General features: G+C 34.1%; 15 protein-coding genes. 4 read left to right on the top strand and 11 right to left on the bottom strand.

Annotated elements, in window-relative coordinates; all coding sequences use genetic code 11:
- Positions 1-28: 28 nt before the first annotated feature.
- Positions 29-1,393: a saccharopine dehydrogenase family protein gene (locus NJT12_RS12795; RefSeq protein WP_271336308.1), complete on the bottom strand. Its 1,365-nt coding sequence runs from the start codon at positions 1,391-1,393 to the stop codon at positions 29-31.
- 192 nt (positions 1,394-1,585) lie between these two features.
- Between NJT12_RS12795 and NJT12_RS12800 the strand changes: the two genes are divergently transcribed.
- Together NJT12_RS12800 and pckA are read left to right on the top strand one after the other, a co-directional pair.
- Positions 1,586-1,972, top strand: coding sequence for a DUF423 domain-containing protein (locus tag NJT12_RS12800; RefSeq protein WP_271336309.1), 387 nt, complete (start codon positions 1,586-1,588; stop codon positions 1,970-1,972).
- Positions 1,973-2,272: 300 nt separating this feature from the next.
- The gene (gene pckA / locus NJT12_RS12805; RefSeq protein ID WP_271336310.1) at positions 2,273-3,877 is read left to right on the top strand and encodes a phosphoenolpyruvate carboxykinase (ATP); all 1,605 of its coding nucleotides are present in this window, start codon (positions 2,273-2,275) and stop codon (positions 3,875-3,877) included.
- Between the two features lie 171 nt (positions 3,878-4,048).
- On the opposite strand, the gene NJT12_RS12810 is transcribed toward pckA, so the two are convergent.
- Positions 4,049-5,107 (bottom strand): phytase, encoded by a 1,059-nt coding sequence (locus NJT12_RS12810; RefSeq protein WP_271336311.1) that lies wholly within the window; start codon positions 5,105-5,107, stop codon positions 4,049-4,051.
- A gap of 73 nt (positions 5,108-5,180) precedes the next feature.
- The gene (locus tag NJT12_RS12815; protein WP_271336312.1) at positions 5,181-7,991 is read right to left on the bottom strand and encodes a TonB-dependent receptor; all 2,811 of its coding nucleotides are present in this window, start codon (positions 7,989-7,991) and stop codon (positions 5,181-5,183) included.
- A 234-nt stretch (positions 7,992-8,225) separates the two neighbouring features.
- Here NJT12_RS12815 and NJT12_RS12820 point away from each other — a divergent pair, with 234 nt between their 5' ends.
- Positions 8,226-9,326 (top strand): DUF4407 domain-containing protein, encoded by a 1,101-nt coding sequence (locus NJT12_RS12820; protein WP_271336313.1) that lies wholly within the window; start codon positions 8,226-8,228, stop codon positions 9,324-9,326.
- Positions 9,327-9,471: 145 nt separating this feature from the next.
- On the opposite strand, the gene NJT12_RS12825 is transcribed toward NJT12_RS12820, so the two are convergent.
- The 7 genes from NJT12_RS12825 to ruvC all read right to left on the bottom strand — a co-directional run bounded on the left by NJT12_RS12825 (position 9,472) and on the right by ruvC (position 14,176).
- Entirely contained in the window at positions 9,472-10,197 is a 726-nt protein-coding gene (locus NJT12_RS12825) for a PH domain-containing protein (protein WP_271336314.1), read from the bottom strand.
- A 71-nt stretch (positions 10,198-10,268) separates the two neighbouring features.
- Positions 10,269-10,640 (bottom strand): MmcQ/YjbR family DNA-binding protein, encoded by a 372-nt coding sequence (locus NJT12_RS12830; protein WP_271336315.1) that lies wholly within the window; start codon positions 10,638-10,640, stop codon positions 10,269-10,271.
- An 8-nt stretch (positions 10,641-10,648) separates the two neighbouring features.
- Positions 10,649-10,999, bottom strand: coding sequence for a DUF4260 domain-containing protein (locus tag NJT12_RS12835; RefSeq protein WP_271336362.1), 351 nt, complete (start codon positions 10,997-10,999; stop codon positions 10,649-10,651).
- A complete protein-coding gene (locus NJT12_RS12840) occupies positions 10,999-11,397 on the bottom strand; it encodes a GNAT family N-acetyltransferase (protein WP_271336316.1) in 399 nt (132 codons plus the stop codon). The genes NJT12_RS12835 and NJT12_RS12840 overlap by 1 nt, the downstream gene beginning before the upstream one ends.
- A 100-nt stretch (positions 11,398-11,497) precedes the next feature.
- Positions 11,498-12,298, bottom strand: a complete 801-nt coding sequence (locus tag NJT12_RS12845) for a cyclase family protein (RefSeq protein ID WP_271336317.1) — start codon at positions 12,296-12,298, stop codon at positions 11,498-11,500.
- A gap of 94 nt (positions 12,299-12,392) precedes the next feature.
- On the bottom strand, positions 12,393-13,529 hold the full coding sequence (hemW, locus tag NJT12_RS12850; RefSeq protein WP_271336318.1) for a radical SAM family heme chaperone HemW: 1,137 nt from the start codon (positions 13,527-13,529) through the stop codon (positions 12,393-12,395).
- A 92-nt stretch (positions 13,530-13,621) separates the two neighbouring features.
- Positions 13,622-14,176 (bottom strand): crossover junction endodeoxyribonuclease RuvC, encoded by a 555-nt coding sequence (gene ruvC / locus NJT12_RS12855; protein WP_271336319.1) that lies wholly within the window; start codon positions 14,174-14,176, stop codon positions 13,622-13,624.
- Between the two features lie 114 nt (positions 14,177-14,290).
- Here ruvC and NJT12_RS12860 point away from each other — a divergent pair, with 114 nt between their 5' ends.
- On the top strand, positions 14,291-15,238 hold the full coding sequence (locus tag NJT12_RS12860) for a lysylphosphatidylglycerol synthase transmembrane domain-containing protein (RefSeq protein WP_271336363.1): 948 nt from the start codon (positions 14,291-14,293) through the stop codon (positions 15,236-15,238).
- Positions 15,239-15,252: 14 nt separating this feature from the next.
- On the opposite strand, the gene NJT12_RS12865 is transcribed toward NJT12_RS12860, so the two are convergent.
- A complete protein-coding gene (locus NJT12_RS12865; protein ID WP_271336320.1) occupies positions 15,253-15,732 on the bottom strand; it encodes a hypothetical protein in 480 nt (159 codons plus the stop codon).
- Positions 15,733-15,752: the final 20 nt, after the last annotated feature.

Genomic DNA, 15,752 nt, shown 5'->3' on the forward strand with positions numbered 1-15,752 from the left:
TCTAAAAAAAAAACAACAAAACCAGAGCTTAAAATAAGTCTGGATTATATCCAAAATAGGGCATATCCTGTTCATTAAAGATCACCCCATATTCTTCTAACTCTTTTAAAATTGGCTGATAAACTTCTTTTCGTATCGGAAGCTGTACGCCCGGAGTTGTAATCTTTCCATTCAAAATCAATAATGTTGCCATGGCTACCGGCAATCCAACGGTTTTTGCCATTGCAGTATAAGTTTGATCGTCGCCAATACAAACCATTTTTGAATCTATTTGCTTTTTTTTGCCGTTTAATATGTATCCAAATTTGTGATACATGACAATCATATCTTTGTCATTAGGTTCCAAAGTCCAACTGTCTGAAAGTATTTTCTCTAATATTTGGGCAGGAGTTGCATTGGGTAAATTCACTTTTTTGTCCGGATTGAACAAATCCAGTTCTAGAAGTTTATCCCACATAATATCGTCCTGATCAATTTTTAAGATCAAGCGCGTTTTAATTTCTACGGAATCTGTTGGGTGATACGGCAAAAATGAATTTACAAACTGGCGGTAACTCATGTTTTCAGAATCTTCCATGATATAACTGTCATCCGTCATCCCTAATTGCACAAACATATTCCATGCTTTCGAATATCCCACTCTTCTAATTGTTCCGCGATACAAAGTCAGGATATCGTCTAAGCCATAAATCGATCTGTATTTGAGGGAATCCCGATTCGAATAGGCTTCAAATTTTCCGTAACCTTCAACCTCGAGAAATTCAGTTCTGCGAAAAACAGTTCCGTATGGAATATATTTATAAGTACCTTCCTGAATAAATTTTGCTGCACCGCCTTGTCCGGCCAAAACTACATTTCTGGGTGCCCAGGTAAATTTATAATTCCAAAGATTGTTATCACATTCCGGAGCGACTAATCCTCCGCAAAAGGATTCAAAAAGCAGCATATTACCACCTTTAGATCTTATTTCATCAATAACCTTCATGGCGCTCATGTGATCGATTCCGGGATCAAGACCAATTTCGTTCATGAAAATAAGATTGCTTTTCTTTGCTTCTTCATCTAGTGCTTGCATGGCATCACTTATATAAGAAGCGGTTACAAGGTGTTTTTTAAACTCAAGACAATCTCTTGCGATTTCGATATGCAAATGAGCAGGCAACATTGATATAACTATTGATGCTTTTTCTATCGCTGATTTTCTTTCTTCGGTATCAAAAATATTCAAAGCAAGTGGAGTCGCATTGGGATGATGCTGTGTCTTTTTTTCGGCTAAGGCCAAAGACAGATCCGCTACAACAATATGCAGGTTTTCGCTCTCTGATTTTGATAGTAAATAACGTATCAGCGAAGAGGCAGATCTACCGGCTCCAATAATTAAAATGCTTCTCATATTTTAAATTTATCACACAAATATATTAAATTGTTAAATATATAACAATTTTAATTTTACATAAATGTTGTATATTTTATTTTAAAGCCAAAATGTAATGAATTTCTTTTTCCTGAAAAGATTTTTGCTAACAAAAATGCTTTTTAAAATGTATTGAGGTATTTTTGTTAGAGAATAAAAAGTATAGAAATTATGAAAAGAAAAATTGTTTTAGCAGCAGCTTTCATGGGAATGTTATCAATCATTTTGGGCGCTTTTGGCGCGCATTTACTGAAAAAATATTTATCTATAGAAGAGTTAAATACTTTTGAAGTTGGAGTTCGCTACCAAATGTACCATGCTCTGTTTTTACTTTTTCTTTCTACAAGAAAAGATATTGCCGAAAAAACCTTAAAAACGATCTATAATTTAGTGGTTGCAGGAGTACTTCTTTTTAGTGGTTCTATCTATTTATTGGCAACAAAAAGTCTTACAGTCTTCGATTTTAAAATTATCGTATTCGCAACTCCTTTAGGAGGTTTTTTATTAATTATTGCTTGGGCGGTATTATTTATTGCGATTTTGAAGAGAAAATCATAAAATCCCGAATAAAAAATTCTATCTGAAAATTAATCTTTAATTTTGTCTCATAAATAACATATAATCTTATTTATGTGAATTTGTCTTGTTTTTTACTTTAATTCGTAAATAATATAACAAATTCATTTAATGGATTATAAGAAAACAAATTAGAGGCGGTTATTTTTTTGTTTAATTGATTTTAAAGATAAAATTTTGCTTTATTGATATAAATAAAAGTGAATTTTAAATATTTTTAGAGGATTGATAATAAATCTGTAATTTTGCTTCTTATAAATTATCACACACAACTAAAAATTTATGGACAGTCACACAGTTTTCTCGCAATCGATTTCGCTAAATGAGTTAGGGATTGAAAATGCAAAAGTTCGTTACCAATTATCTGCTGATGAATTGCATGCGATCACTTTGCAATCAGGTCAAGGTGTTGAGAATTCTACAGGCGCATTGGCAATTAATACAGGTGAATTTACAGGGCGTTCTCCTCAGGATCGCTATATTGTAAGAGATGGTATTACAGAGGATCAAGTTTGGTGGGGAAATGTAAATATTCCTTTTGAACCAGCTGCTTTTGAAAAATTATATAATAAGGTAACACAGTTTTTATCTAACAAAGAAGTCTTTGTTCGCGATTCTTATGTTTGTGCCGATCCTAATTATAGATTAAATGTTCGTGTTGTTACAGAAACGGCCTGGTCGAATTTGTTTTGTTACAATATGTTCTTAAGACCAGAAGATTCAGAGTTGGCTAATTTTACTCCGGAATGGACAGTAATTTGTGCTCCAAGTTTTATGGCAGATCCTGTTGTAGACGGAACACGTCAATCTAATTTTGCCATTTTAGATTTTACTAAAAAAGTAGCTCTTATTGGTGGAACAGGTTATACAGGAGAAATGAAAAAGGGAATTTTCTCTGCTTTAAATTTCATCTTGCCGGTTTTCAAAGATACTTTACCAATGCATTGTAGTGCCAATGTTGGAGAAGCTGGTGACACTGCAATTTTCTTTGGATTATCAGGAACCGGAAAAACAACTTTATCAGCAGATCCTGCACGTAAGTTAATTGGAGACGATGAGCACGGATGGACTGCAGAAAATACGGTTTTTAACTTTGAAGGTGGTTGTTATGCAAAAGTAATCAATCTGACAGAAGAGCATGAACCGGACATTTTTAGAGCGATCAAAAAAGGAGCACTTTTAGAAAATGTAGTTTTCAAACCGGGAACCAATGAAGTTGATTATGATGATGTTTCAATCACTCAGAATACACGTGTAAGTTACCCAATAACACATATCGATAATATTCAGCCTGGTTCTATCGGGCACAATCCTAAAAATATATTTTTCTTAACGGCTGATTCTTTTGGAATCTTGCCTCCAATCTCAAAACTGACTCCTGGACAAGCGGCTTACTATTTTATCTCAGGATATACGGCTAAAGTTGCCGGAACAGAGGCAGGAGTTACAGAACCACAGCCTAATTTTTCGGCTTGTTTTGGAGCGCCGTTTATGCCTTTGCATCCAACACGTTACGCAGAAATGCTAACCAAGAAAATGGAAGATGCTGATGTAAAAGTTTGGTTAATCAATACAGGATGGACAGGTGGTCCTTACGGAACAGGAAGCCGTATGAAACTAAAATATACCCGCGCCATGATTACTGCTGCATTAAACGGAGAACTGGATAATGTAGAATTTAAAAATCATAAAGTATTTGGAATTGCACAACCGGAAAGTTGTCCTAATGTTCCAAGTGAAATTTTAGATCCAAGAAATACTTGGGAAGATCCTGAGCTATACGATAAAAAAGCACTTGAATTGGCCCAGAAATTCAAAGCTAATTTCGCCAAATTTGAAGAGTTTGCCAACGCTGAAATTTTAGCTGGCGCACCGATTACAGAATAAGGAAGATTACTAATTCAAACTAAAAAAAGCTGTTCAGTGATGAACAGCTTTTTTGTTGGTTTCAAGTTTCAAGTTTCAAGTTTCAAGTTTCAAGTTTCAAGTTTCAAGTTTCAAGTTTCAAGTTTCAAGTTTTAGGTTGAACCTGAAACTTGAAACCTGAAACAAAAAAAACTATTTCTTAGCGTCGTCGATACGTTTCTGGATCAAATCCCATGCGTAATAGTGAAACGTCATTCCGTTGCTCATGGCTACGAAAAGACCATTTTTAAAACTTCCGCCTAAATTGATATTTGTTACATCGGCACCATCGCATTCAATAGTCGATGTTGGAATTTCTGCTAATAAAGGATAATCGTTCGGATTGCCTTTTGCACCTTCTCTTGGATACACCATAAAAGTATTCGCCTGCTGATTTGATACTAAAATATATCCTGTAGAATCTGTTTTTTTGTAAATCGCAATACCTTCGTTATCTGCTTTGAATCCTGTTTTTCCAAAAAGTGCCAATTCTTTGTTGTCGTTTAAGGCGGGATCTGCTTTGTATTTTCTGATTCCGAATTGTTCGTCGCAATACAAAACAGTTCCTAATTCGTTATCAACGGCAATGGCTTCGATTTCTTTCTTTCCGCTGTAAGCGCCAAACTTACGAACCACTTTTGCCGTAGCAAATTTACCGTTTCCAGAAAGTTCATATTGCCATAAGTAACTTCCGGATGGTCCTGATTTTCTGCCTACAATAGCAAATATTTTGTGATCACTTGAACGTGTGTACAAAGCAATTCCCATTGGGTCGCGTAGTTCTTCGCCTTCAAAAACGGAAATTCCGCCATTGTCTATTGCTTTTAAATCAGGTAAACTGAAAACTCTTATTTTGTTTGATTCGCGTTCTGTAGTTACGGCAACGTCTGTTTTTTTTCCGTCGATTATTAAGCCGTAAGCGATATCAACATTGTTGGGACGCTTTAAAACTTCTGATTTTGCAATGATTTTTCCCTTTAAATCAAAAGCATACAAAGCACCATCTGTATCTTTATCAGTTCCAACAATAATACTTTTAGAAGCATCTGTTGGATGAATCCAAATTGCAGGATCATCAGTATCATGCGGCAAAGCTTCAGTAACAACAGTTGGTTTTACAGCATTTGCAGCAGCGGGAGCAAGTTTGTCGTCTTTGCAAGCGATGAATAAGGTACTTAAAAGTAAAAAGGAAAGAATTGATTTATTTTTCATTATGATTTTAGTTGAATGAAATTAGACAGAACCGTTAAGTTCTGCCTAATTTAAGAAATTTATAAATTGATTGTTACAAGTCGAGTTTCAAGCCAAAATTATATCTGGCCTGGTAATATTCTGCTTGTTTAGTGTGGTCTTTAACTCCTTGATAGTAGCGCAAAGGCTGATTGGTTAAATTGTTTGCTTCGGCAAAAAGTCTAAGTTTGCGAGTAATTTTGAAAGAAGCATTTGCATCCAGAAAAAATTGCTTATCGTAGTAACTGTCTTTATAAGATTCAGAACCTAATTCATCTAAATAATCTGAAGTAAAGTTGGTTGAAATTCTGGCAGAAAAACGTTTGTTTTCCCAGGACAATGATGCGTTGAACATGTGGGGAGTTGTTCCCGGAAGACTGATGTTATTTCTTTCGTTTCCGTCTTCATCCGCAATACCTTTTGCTTTCGATTTTGTGTACGTGTAATTCAAATAGATACCAAATCCTTTAAGAAATTTCCCCGGAAGGAAATCTAACTGACGCTGAAAAGCAAATTCAAAGCCATATACGTCAACAGTATCTCCGTTTCTTGATTGCAAGAATGACCAGTTTTCGCCAGCCGGAATTGGGTTGGACTGATTTGGGAAATCAGCAGCAAATTTTGCAGCATCATATTGATTGTCACTATAATTATATATGAAATTGTCTAATTTTTTGTAGAAAACACCTCCTGAAATTAAACCAACAGATTTGAAATAATTCTCGGCCATGAAGTCGTAATTGTATGAATATGTTGCATCAAGATCTGGATTTCCGGCTGTAATTGCTTTATCAGCAGCAATATTGTTTACATACGGAGCCAATGCATAATAATCAGGTCTTGCCAATGCCGTTGTAACAGCAGCTCTTAAGACTAAATCTTTAGTAGCATTATATTGCAAAGAGATACTAGGCAATAAATTAGTATACGAATTTTTAGTATTGATCTCGCTCTCTAATTCTTCTTCGTCTAATACCCGATTTCCGGTATAATCAATATGAGTGTTCTCTACTCTGAAACCTAAAACCATAGACAGTTTATCATTAAAATCCTGATCCCATCTTACATAAGCAGCATAAATACTTTCTTTTGCATTATAGTTTACGGCTAAAAATTCTGAAGGATCTGATGATTTTTTGAATAATGCTGCGTTGTTTAAATCAAGACTTCCTAAGAAACTTGCAGAAGCAAAACTTCCCGGAACATATTTGCTTCCCGGATTAAAGTTTGTACCATCGTAATAACTGGTTGGAACTTGTGATAATAATGCCATGTCACTATTGACTGGCTCGTAAGCATAAAAGTTATTTTCTCTTTCTTTTTCTTTCAATCGAAGTCTAAGTCCGGTTCTCAATCTTCCTTTTTCAGAAGGAATAATTGTAAAAGGAAAACGGATATTTAATTTTGCTCCAAATTCGCTTTCGCTGGTTTCATTTGTGTTTTCTGTAGCCGTTTGAAATTTGAACTTATCCAGAGATTCTCCAGTTGTTGTAATTAAAGGAAATCTGATATCTGATAAATCCTGAGTCATTTCTAATCCTTTTTGACGGTATTCGATATAACGTTCTCCAGGGCGATATTCCCTTGCTTTTGCATAATTGGCAGACCAGTCTAGATCAAGTTTAGAATTGATTAAATGTTCTCCGCGAATCGAGTAATTCTGAACGCGTTGATCTTCTAATCTTCTGTTTTTATCACGATCATTATCAATTCCTCCTTTTGTCTGACGTTTTACACGACCTTTAAATCCTGTAATTTCTTCACCATTATAAATAGGGGCAATATCATCATATGTAGTTCTGAAACGATTTTCTCTGTCGTCTCTCCAGTTGTAAATGGCATTAGCGAAAATAGTATTGTTTTCATCAAATTTATAGTCTAAAGCTACAGAACCGCTGCGGCGAATACGTTGTACATCATATTTTCTAATTTCTGAAGCTTGCAGATATTCATTACCAAATTTATCTTTTACCCATTCGTTTTCGATATTGTCAGATCCGTAATTTACGTTATTGTATGATCCGCTAAAAACAGCACCTAATTTATTGTCAAAAAAGCGATTTCCGTAAACTAAACCTGCTGTATAAGTCGCATGTTCGCGAATTGGCATATAACCTCCTGCAAGAGTTGCAGAGATTCTTTCGCCATTAGGAGTTGCTCTTGTTACGAGATTTACAGAACCACCAATTGCATCTGCATCCATGTCAGGAGTCAACGTTTTGTTGACTTCAATAGTCGAAATCATATCAGACGGAATTAAGTCCATTTGTACGTTTCTGTTATCGCCTTCTGCAGAAGGAATTCGGTCGCCATTTAAAGTTACTGAGTTCAGAGATGGAGCTAAACCTCTAATAATAATATTACGAGCTTCACCCTGATCATTTTGCATTGTGATACCCGGAACACGTTTTAAAGCATCTCCAACGTTGGCATCAGGAAAACGCCCCATTTGATCAGATGAAATGATATTTCCGATATTTTTACTGTTCTTTTGTTGGTTTAATGCTTTTGCCTGACCTTTTAAAATGTCTCCAACAACTACTTCGTTCAACTCTGTTCCTGAAGTTTTAAGCGCAAAATCAATCACATTATTTTTACCTTGTTCTACAATGATTTCGTGAGTTGTGGCATTATAACCAATGTATTTTACTTCTACTTTATATGTTCCAACATTAATGTTTAATAATTCGAAACGACCATTGTAATCTGAAACCGTGTATTTGTTTTCACCAACAATCTGGATCATTGCTCCCGGCAGAGGAAGTTTATCGTCAATATCTAATACTTTTCCTGAGATTATCGCTTTTTGAGCATAACCTGAAAAGGCCAATAGCATAAATATTACTACTAAATAAATTTTCTTCATTGTGTTTTAGTTTGTTTTTTGCGAAACTAGAACCTTAATGTTATTAAAGACGTTGAAAAAAATTAACATAATGTTATGGTTTTCTCTAACATTAGAAATAAATTAATGTTAAAATAACATTTAATAAAAAAGGATTTTTTATAGAGTCAAATAAAAAGAAATCAACTATTTAGCTCATTTTTAATTTTTTGGCTCTAAATTTGCCCTATCAATCACAATCAAAAATCATCAATCATGTTGAAACAATTTTTCATCCTATGTTCTGGGGCTGATCGAGACGTACTCGAAAGTTGCTCAGAAGGCGAACAAACCAAATATGTTGGTATTGGCGCCACCGTATTCTTTACAGCAGTTATGGCTTTCTTAGCCAGTGCCTACGCACTTTTTACGGTTTTTGACTCTGTTTATCCAGCTGTAGCTTTTGGGTTTGTATGGAGTTTGTTAATCTTTAATCTAGACCGATTTATCGTTTCGACTATCAAAAAAAGAGATCGCTTTTTTGATGAATTTCTACAAGCGACACCTCGAATTATGTTGGCTGTCATTATTGCCATTGTAATTTCTAAACCTTTGGAAATTAAAATTTTCGAAAAAGAAATCAATACCGTTTTATTAAAAGAGAAAAATGAAATGGAATTGGCGAACAAAAAGCAAGTAGGTAATTACTTCAAATCAGATTTAGATAAAAATAAAGGCGAGATTGCAGCTTTGAAAGGAGATATTCTGAATAAAGAAAAAGAAGTAAATGCACTTTATTCTACTTATATCACAGAAGCCGAAGGAACTACCGGAACTAAAAAACTGGGTAAAGGTCCGGTTTATAAAGAAAAGCGTGAGAAACACGATGCTGCATTAAAAGAATTTGCAACTCTAAAAACGGCTAATGAAGCTAAAATTGCTGAGAAAGAGAAAACAGGTACACAATTACAAGCCGATTTAGATAAAAAAGTATCTCAAACACAACCTATTATTGAAGGTTTTGATGGTTTAATGGCACGTATAAACGCTTTGGATAAATTACCATGGTTGCCGTCATTCTTTATCATGTTATTGTTTTTAGCAATCGAAACTTCTCCCATTATAGCAAAATTACTAGCGCCAAAAGGGGAATTCGATTTTAAACAGGAAGAAGCCGAAACTGCAATGAAAGCGACTTTGGCACAAAATAAATACCAACGTGAATTATTGGTAAAAACTAGTGCAGCGATGCACGATAAAGTATACGCTGATATCGCCGAAGATAAAAATCTGTACGATCTGCAACGAAAAAATGCAACAGAGTTATTAGAATTGCAATCGAATAGTTTTGTAGAAAAGCAGAAAGCAACTTTGTAGAGAGTTTAACCGCAAAGAACGCTAAGTTTTACGCAAAGCACGTGAAGAAAAGCATAAAAAAACCATCAGTACAACTGATGGTTTTTTTCTTTTATAATTTTGCGAACCTTGCGTAAAACTTTGCGTTCTTTGCGGTTAGAAAAATTTACATATAACTCAATATTTCTTTTTTGTAAACATCATATTCTCCTTGCATGATCAATCCATTATCAAGCAATTTTTTGTAATTCTGTAATTTATCAAAAAGTTCTTCTTTAGATAAATCACTTAATTTACGATCGCCTGTGGTAGGTTGAGCAGGTTGAATTGGCTCATATGTTTCCGTATACGATGGAGTAGTAGCTGGCATAATTTCAGCAAAATTTGTTACTTCCTCCGTGTCAACTTCTTCAACTTCCTCTTCAACTTCTTCAATATCATCTTCTTCTTCAATAACTTGTGCAGTTTCTACAACTGGTGTTTCGGCAACAATTGGATTTTTTATTAAATCTAACTGCTCTTTCGCGTAAGTATATATTTTTCTGGCCTGAATTTTCGGAATGTAATCAATCGAAATTGATAAATCAGTATTGGTATTAAATGAGAATTCTGAACCTAAAATGTTTTCTTTTACAAAAGCACCGGCAACATTGTCCCAGGTGTAATCTGTAAAATCCATTGAAAGACCTAAATTTTTAGGCTGGCAAATAATGATTCGTTTGTTTGTTAATACAATACTATCAGGAAAAACAGTAATTGCCGGTTTTTTTTGAACGGCAATATATCCAATTTCTTCACCTTTCATCAATAAATCATGGAGTTTCGAAGTGATTTTTTCAATCGCTTTTGGATCTTGTTCTTCGTTCAGAAATTTTTTAAATTGTTCTTTCATGTTCTATAAGTTGCTAAGTTGCAAATTAATTGAGTTGTTAAGTTTTTTATCTTACGATGCAAATGTAATGCCTAATTTTCTAATTCAATAATTTCATTCTGAATTTTCTTTGTCAAACTTTTGAAAACCAATTCATACGAATGATCGATCAATTCTTTGACTAAAGTATTTGATAAATTCCCGTTTAAGGCAATCGTGTTCCAGTGTACTTTGCTCATATGAAATCCGGGTTTTATCTCGTCATATTCCGCTCTTAATTCCTGAGCGCGTTCCGGATCGCACTTTAAATTGACTGATGGTTCGCTTTTCTCCCACTGAGATAAGGAAGATAATGCAAATATTTTTCCGCCAACTTTAAAAACCAAAGTATTTTCGTCAAAAGGAAAATGCTCGCTCGCGCCTTTCTTCGAAAGACAATATTCGTAAAATGTTTCTAGATTCATATCATTTCTTATTTGCCAATTTCACCTAAATGAGTGTATTTAAAACCTTTTTCATATTTCAATCCGTAACCAAAAATCCGATCCATTGCCGAATGCGAAAATAAAATAATCCCGGCTAACTGAATCGTTTCAATACTTAAATAGTATCCTGTAGCATAAACTAAAAGTGCAATTCCTTTATGATGAAATACGTTGTAAAAAAATGCTCCGCTTTTGTTGCCGAAGAGGTAGCCAAGCATTGATAAATCCGGGGTTAAAATTAAAACTAAAAACCACCACCATTCAAAATTTAAACGATTGAATAAAAAAATCCCAAGAATAAATAAACTTAATTCTTCGAGTTTAATAACTGTTTTCATCATAGTTTTTTCTCCATTAATTTTTCAGGATGTTCCAGAGCAGTAAAACCAAATTTACGATATAAAAAATGAGCATCAGTTGTGGCTAATCTCCAAATTTGAATATTTTTAAGAACTGGTTCGTTCATCATATTTTCGATCAAAATAGATGAATATCCTTTTCCGCGATGTTCTTTGGTAATAAAAACATCCATTACATATCCAAAAACGACATAGTCTGTAATGACTCTGGCAAAGCCAATTTGTTTACCATTTAAGTAAATTCCAAAACAAACTGAAGCATCAATAGTAGTTTGAACTTCTTCAATAGTTCTTCCTGCGGCCCAATAAATATTCTTCAAAAAGTTTTGAATGAACGGAACGTCAAGTTTAGTTTTATCTTTAGATACTGTAATCATAGTTGTTTTTTTTGCCACGAATTTCACTAATTTTCATGAATCATTTTTTTTTGCAAGCATGTAAAAAATTAGTACAAATTAGTGAAATTCGTGGCAAACTTTAAATCTTATATAAAATAGGTTTTGACGGGCTTGCGTCATTTTCAAACGATGCGATTTGAAGATTTAGAATATAATCTCCATCTTCGATTTCATCAGAAACATAAATCATTTCGGTAATTGTCGCATTTAATCTGGCATCAGCGTTTAAGTTTAAAGTGTCTTTTACATTCCAGAATGCTTTGTGTGCCAGTAATTTTCCTTCGTCATGTTCTTTGTCTACACTTGGCAAATCGATTAATAAATGCTGAATTTCGCTTTCGCGGATAAAAATCGCTGCTTCTTCAGATAAATAAGGAGGATTTGTATTCGAATATTTTCTTGACTTTTTGTCTTTTTGATTGGGAAGCGTTCTGATAATAATAGCTTCAGGTTTTGCCAGACTGAGCGAAGTCGAAGCATTTGTCACACTGAGCGGAGTCGAAGTATGCATTTCTTTTTTAACTTGACTTTTAGTAATCACCAAATCATCTCCAATCTTTTCCGGTTCAACCGTAATCAATTTTGCAAAAAAGAAAAATTGTATCAACGTTTGATTAATACTATAGAAATCAGTCGTAATATGCCCTAAACATTCCGTGTGCGTTCCATGCCCGTGCGGATTAAAGAAAATATTATTGAAATTCGTCGATGATTTTCCTTCAGAAACTTTACCAATCCAATCTCCAAAAACTACGGGTTCAATAACTGGTTTTTCAATATACCAGGCAATCGGGTTTTCGTCTGTATTCGTTAACGGAATCGAAATATCAATGGGTTTTGATAAGTCTATTTGATATTTGTTGTCAATAAGTGCTAGCATAATGAAACGCGGATTTTACGGATATTCTAACGCGGATTTTTACGGATTTTTACAATCAGCGTTGCTTGCATCCGTTTTATCAGCGTCCTATTTTTTAGTATTCCAAATTTAAGTAAAACAGATCACTTGCAATTCCATCCGTTAAAAATTTTCCTTTTGCGGTTGGTTTTAAGATGTTATTTTCGATAAAAAGCAATTCGTCATCTAAGAATTTCTGACTTTGTTTTTTTAGATAATTCAGATAATCCAAACCAAATTCGGTTTCGATTCTATCTAAAGAAACGCCCCAAATTGTTCTTAAACCCGTCATAATATATTCGTTATAACGATCAGAAATGGTTAGTATTTCAGATTCTATAGGAAGTTCATCGTTCTGAATTGATTTTATATAAAGAGAATTATTGGCAATATTCCAACCTCTTTTCTCACCATCATAACTATGTGCTGAAGGACCAATTCCTATATATTTTTTGCCCAGCCAATATGCGGAATTGTTTTTAGAGAAATATCCCTCTTTCCCGAAATTCGATAATTCGTAGTGAATAAAGCCATTTTTCTCAAGCGTTTCAACCAGAATCATAAAGTGATTCGATGCCACTTCGTCTTGAGGTTCGGCAATTTTTCCAGTATCGATTAGTTTTCTTAAAGCTGTTTTGGGTTCAACTGTCAAAGCATAACTTGAAATATGTGGAATACCAAAACTTAAAGCAGTCTCAATATTTTTTCTCCACATTTCATCTGTCAATCCGGGGATTCCGTAAATTAAATCGAGCGAAATATTATCGAAATATTTAGTTGCTTCGGTTAAACAATTTATGGCTTCCGCCGAGTTATGGGCGCGATTCATCATCTTTAAATCTTCTTCATAAAAAGACTGAATTCCTATACTTAAACGGTTTATATGGCTTTTTGATAATTCGAAAATTCGTTCTGTAGATAAATCATCCGGATTAGCTTCAAGTGTGATTTCCGGATTTTCGACAACATTATAATTTTTGTAAACTTCAGAAATTAGAAAGTTAATTTCGTCATTACTCAGAACAGAAGGTGTTCCTCCTCCAAAATAGATTGTTTCTATAATTTCACCTTTAAATTCATTTTTGCGCAGGACAATTTCTTTGGCTAAAGCCAAAACCATGTCATCTTTCTTCTTCATAGAAGTCGAAAAATGAAAATCGCAATAATGACAAGCCTGCTTGCAAAAAGGAATATGAATGTAGATTCCGCTCATTTTTTTTAATTAGATAATTAGAAAATGAGTCAATTAGAAAATTAAATATCCACAATACAAGAATTATCTAATTTTCTAATTGACACATTTTCTCATTTCCTCACTTTATCTTCGTTTTGTTTTACAAAAGCATCCCAGCCCGTATAACTTTTGCCGGCAACGATTTTGCCTGAATTAAAGAAATGACAAACCGCCGCTGCCAAACCATCAGTTGAATCCAGGTTTTTGGGTAATTCTTTTAAGCCTAGAAGCTGTTGCAGCATTTTGGCTACTTGTTCTTTACTGGCATTTCCGTTTCCGGTAATCGCCATCTTTATCTTTTTAGGTTCGTATTCTGTAATCGGAATATCTCTCGAAAGTCCCGCTGCCATTGCAACACCTTGCGCGCGACCTAACTTTAGCATCGATTGTACGTTTTTACCAAAGAAAGGGGCTTCAATTGCGATTTCGTCAGGATTGTGCGTTTCGATTAACTCGATAGTACGCTCAAAAATAATCTTTAGTTTTTGGTAATGATTGTCGTATTTGGAAAGTTGCAATTCGTTCAATTGCAAAAATTCCATTTTTTTATTAATGACTTTTATCAATCCAAAACCCATAATAGTGGTTCCGGGGTCAATACCTAATATGATGCGTTCTTTTATCAAGGGGTTTTTTGTTTCAAGTTTAAGGTTTCAAGTTTGAAAGTTGTTGAAAAAATGAGTGAAATTCATTTTCTCATTTTCAAATTGCCACATTTCCAAATTGATTACTTTTGCAGCATGATCTCAATTCCTCACAAAGCTAAACAATTCCTAGTTCTTCTGGTCAAACTTTTAATTGTAGGTGGCGCATTTTATTTTATTTATAATCAGTTGGCGAATAACGATAAACTCGATTGGCAAAAGTTTATCACGTTATTTCGTAAAAATCAATCTGTTTTAGGAATTGGGTTTATATTGCTTCTGAGTGTTTTGAATCGCTATTTTGAGATTTTGAAATGGCAGAATTTAGCCAAAGTCATTCAGGAAATTTCATTGGCAGAAGCCACAAAGCAAGTTTTGGCGGCACTTACAGCAGGAATTTTTACTCCAAACGGAGTAGGGGAATATGCCGGAAAAGCATTGTATTACCCGAAAACTGAAACGAAACAAGTAGTTTTTCTGAACTTGATTTGCAACGGAATTCAGATGGTTCTGACTGTTGTTTTTGGAATTTTCGGATTGCTATATTTCAATGCAAAATATGAGGTCATTACCACTCAGACGGTTGCCATTTTATTTGGAGGTTTTGTGTTGGTTTTTGTGATTTTGTTTTCGTTGAAGAAAATAAAAATCAAAGGATATTCCATTGAGAAGTTATTACATAAGATCAATGAAATTCCAAAACCAATTCATCGTAAAAATATTCTTTTTGGAATTTTGCGTTATTTAGTTTTCTCTCATCAATACTATTTTTTGTTTTTAGCTTTTGATGTTGATCTGCCTTATTTTACACTGATTGCCACAATTGCAGTAGTTTACTTTTTAGCCTCATCATTGCCTACTTTTCAGTTTTTGGATTTTGCTGTAAAAGGAAGTGTTGCCATATACTACTTTGGAATTTTAGGCGTAAACGAATGGATTGTCGTTTTTATTAGTACTTTGATGTGGTTTCTTAATGTAGTTTTGCCTGTGTTTATAGGAACATATTACGTCTTGAATTTTAAAACAAAAGCAGCAGAATTATAAAATAGTATTTATTTCTAGTCTTTAGCTTTAAGAATAACGGGTAAAATAAATTGAGTTTTTACCGGAAGTCCACGTTTTAATGCCGGATTTATTTTTGGAAAATCAACAAGACGGGCATGTAAAATGCTGTCTATTTTGATTGTGTCATAAGCTACTGAATCTTTAGGAAATTGTGGTTCGAATTTCATGGTAGAGTTCGGGAAAACGGTAACTTTTACTTCTATCGTGTCAAGTTGGGGATATAGGATTGAAAGTGTATCAATGTCTAATTTTTGCTGAATGAGTTGCGCCATAACTTCAAAAAAACATTGTTGACGTTGTTTCTTATCAGTGATTTTGTCGCAATTAGTGACTGATGGATATTCGTCGACTTCTTTCCAGTTGATTGATTTTAATTCTTTTTGAAGTAACTCTTTTTCAGACGGAACCTTCTTCTCAAAATATTGACAAGAATTGATAGATAAGAGAACTAAAAAAAGGAAAAACTGCTTCAAGATTTTGATGTTGAATTGAA

The organism is Flavobacterium azizsancarii, assembly GCF_027980145.1.
Classification (GTDB): domain Bacteria; phylum Bacteroidota; class Bacteroidia; order Flavobacteriales; family Flavobacteriaceae; genus Flavobacterium; species Flavobacterium azizsancarii.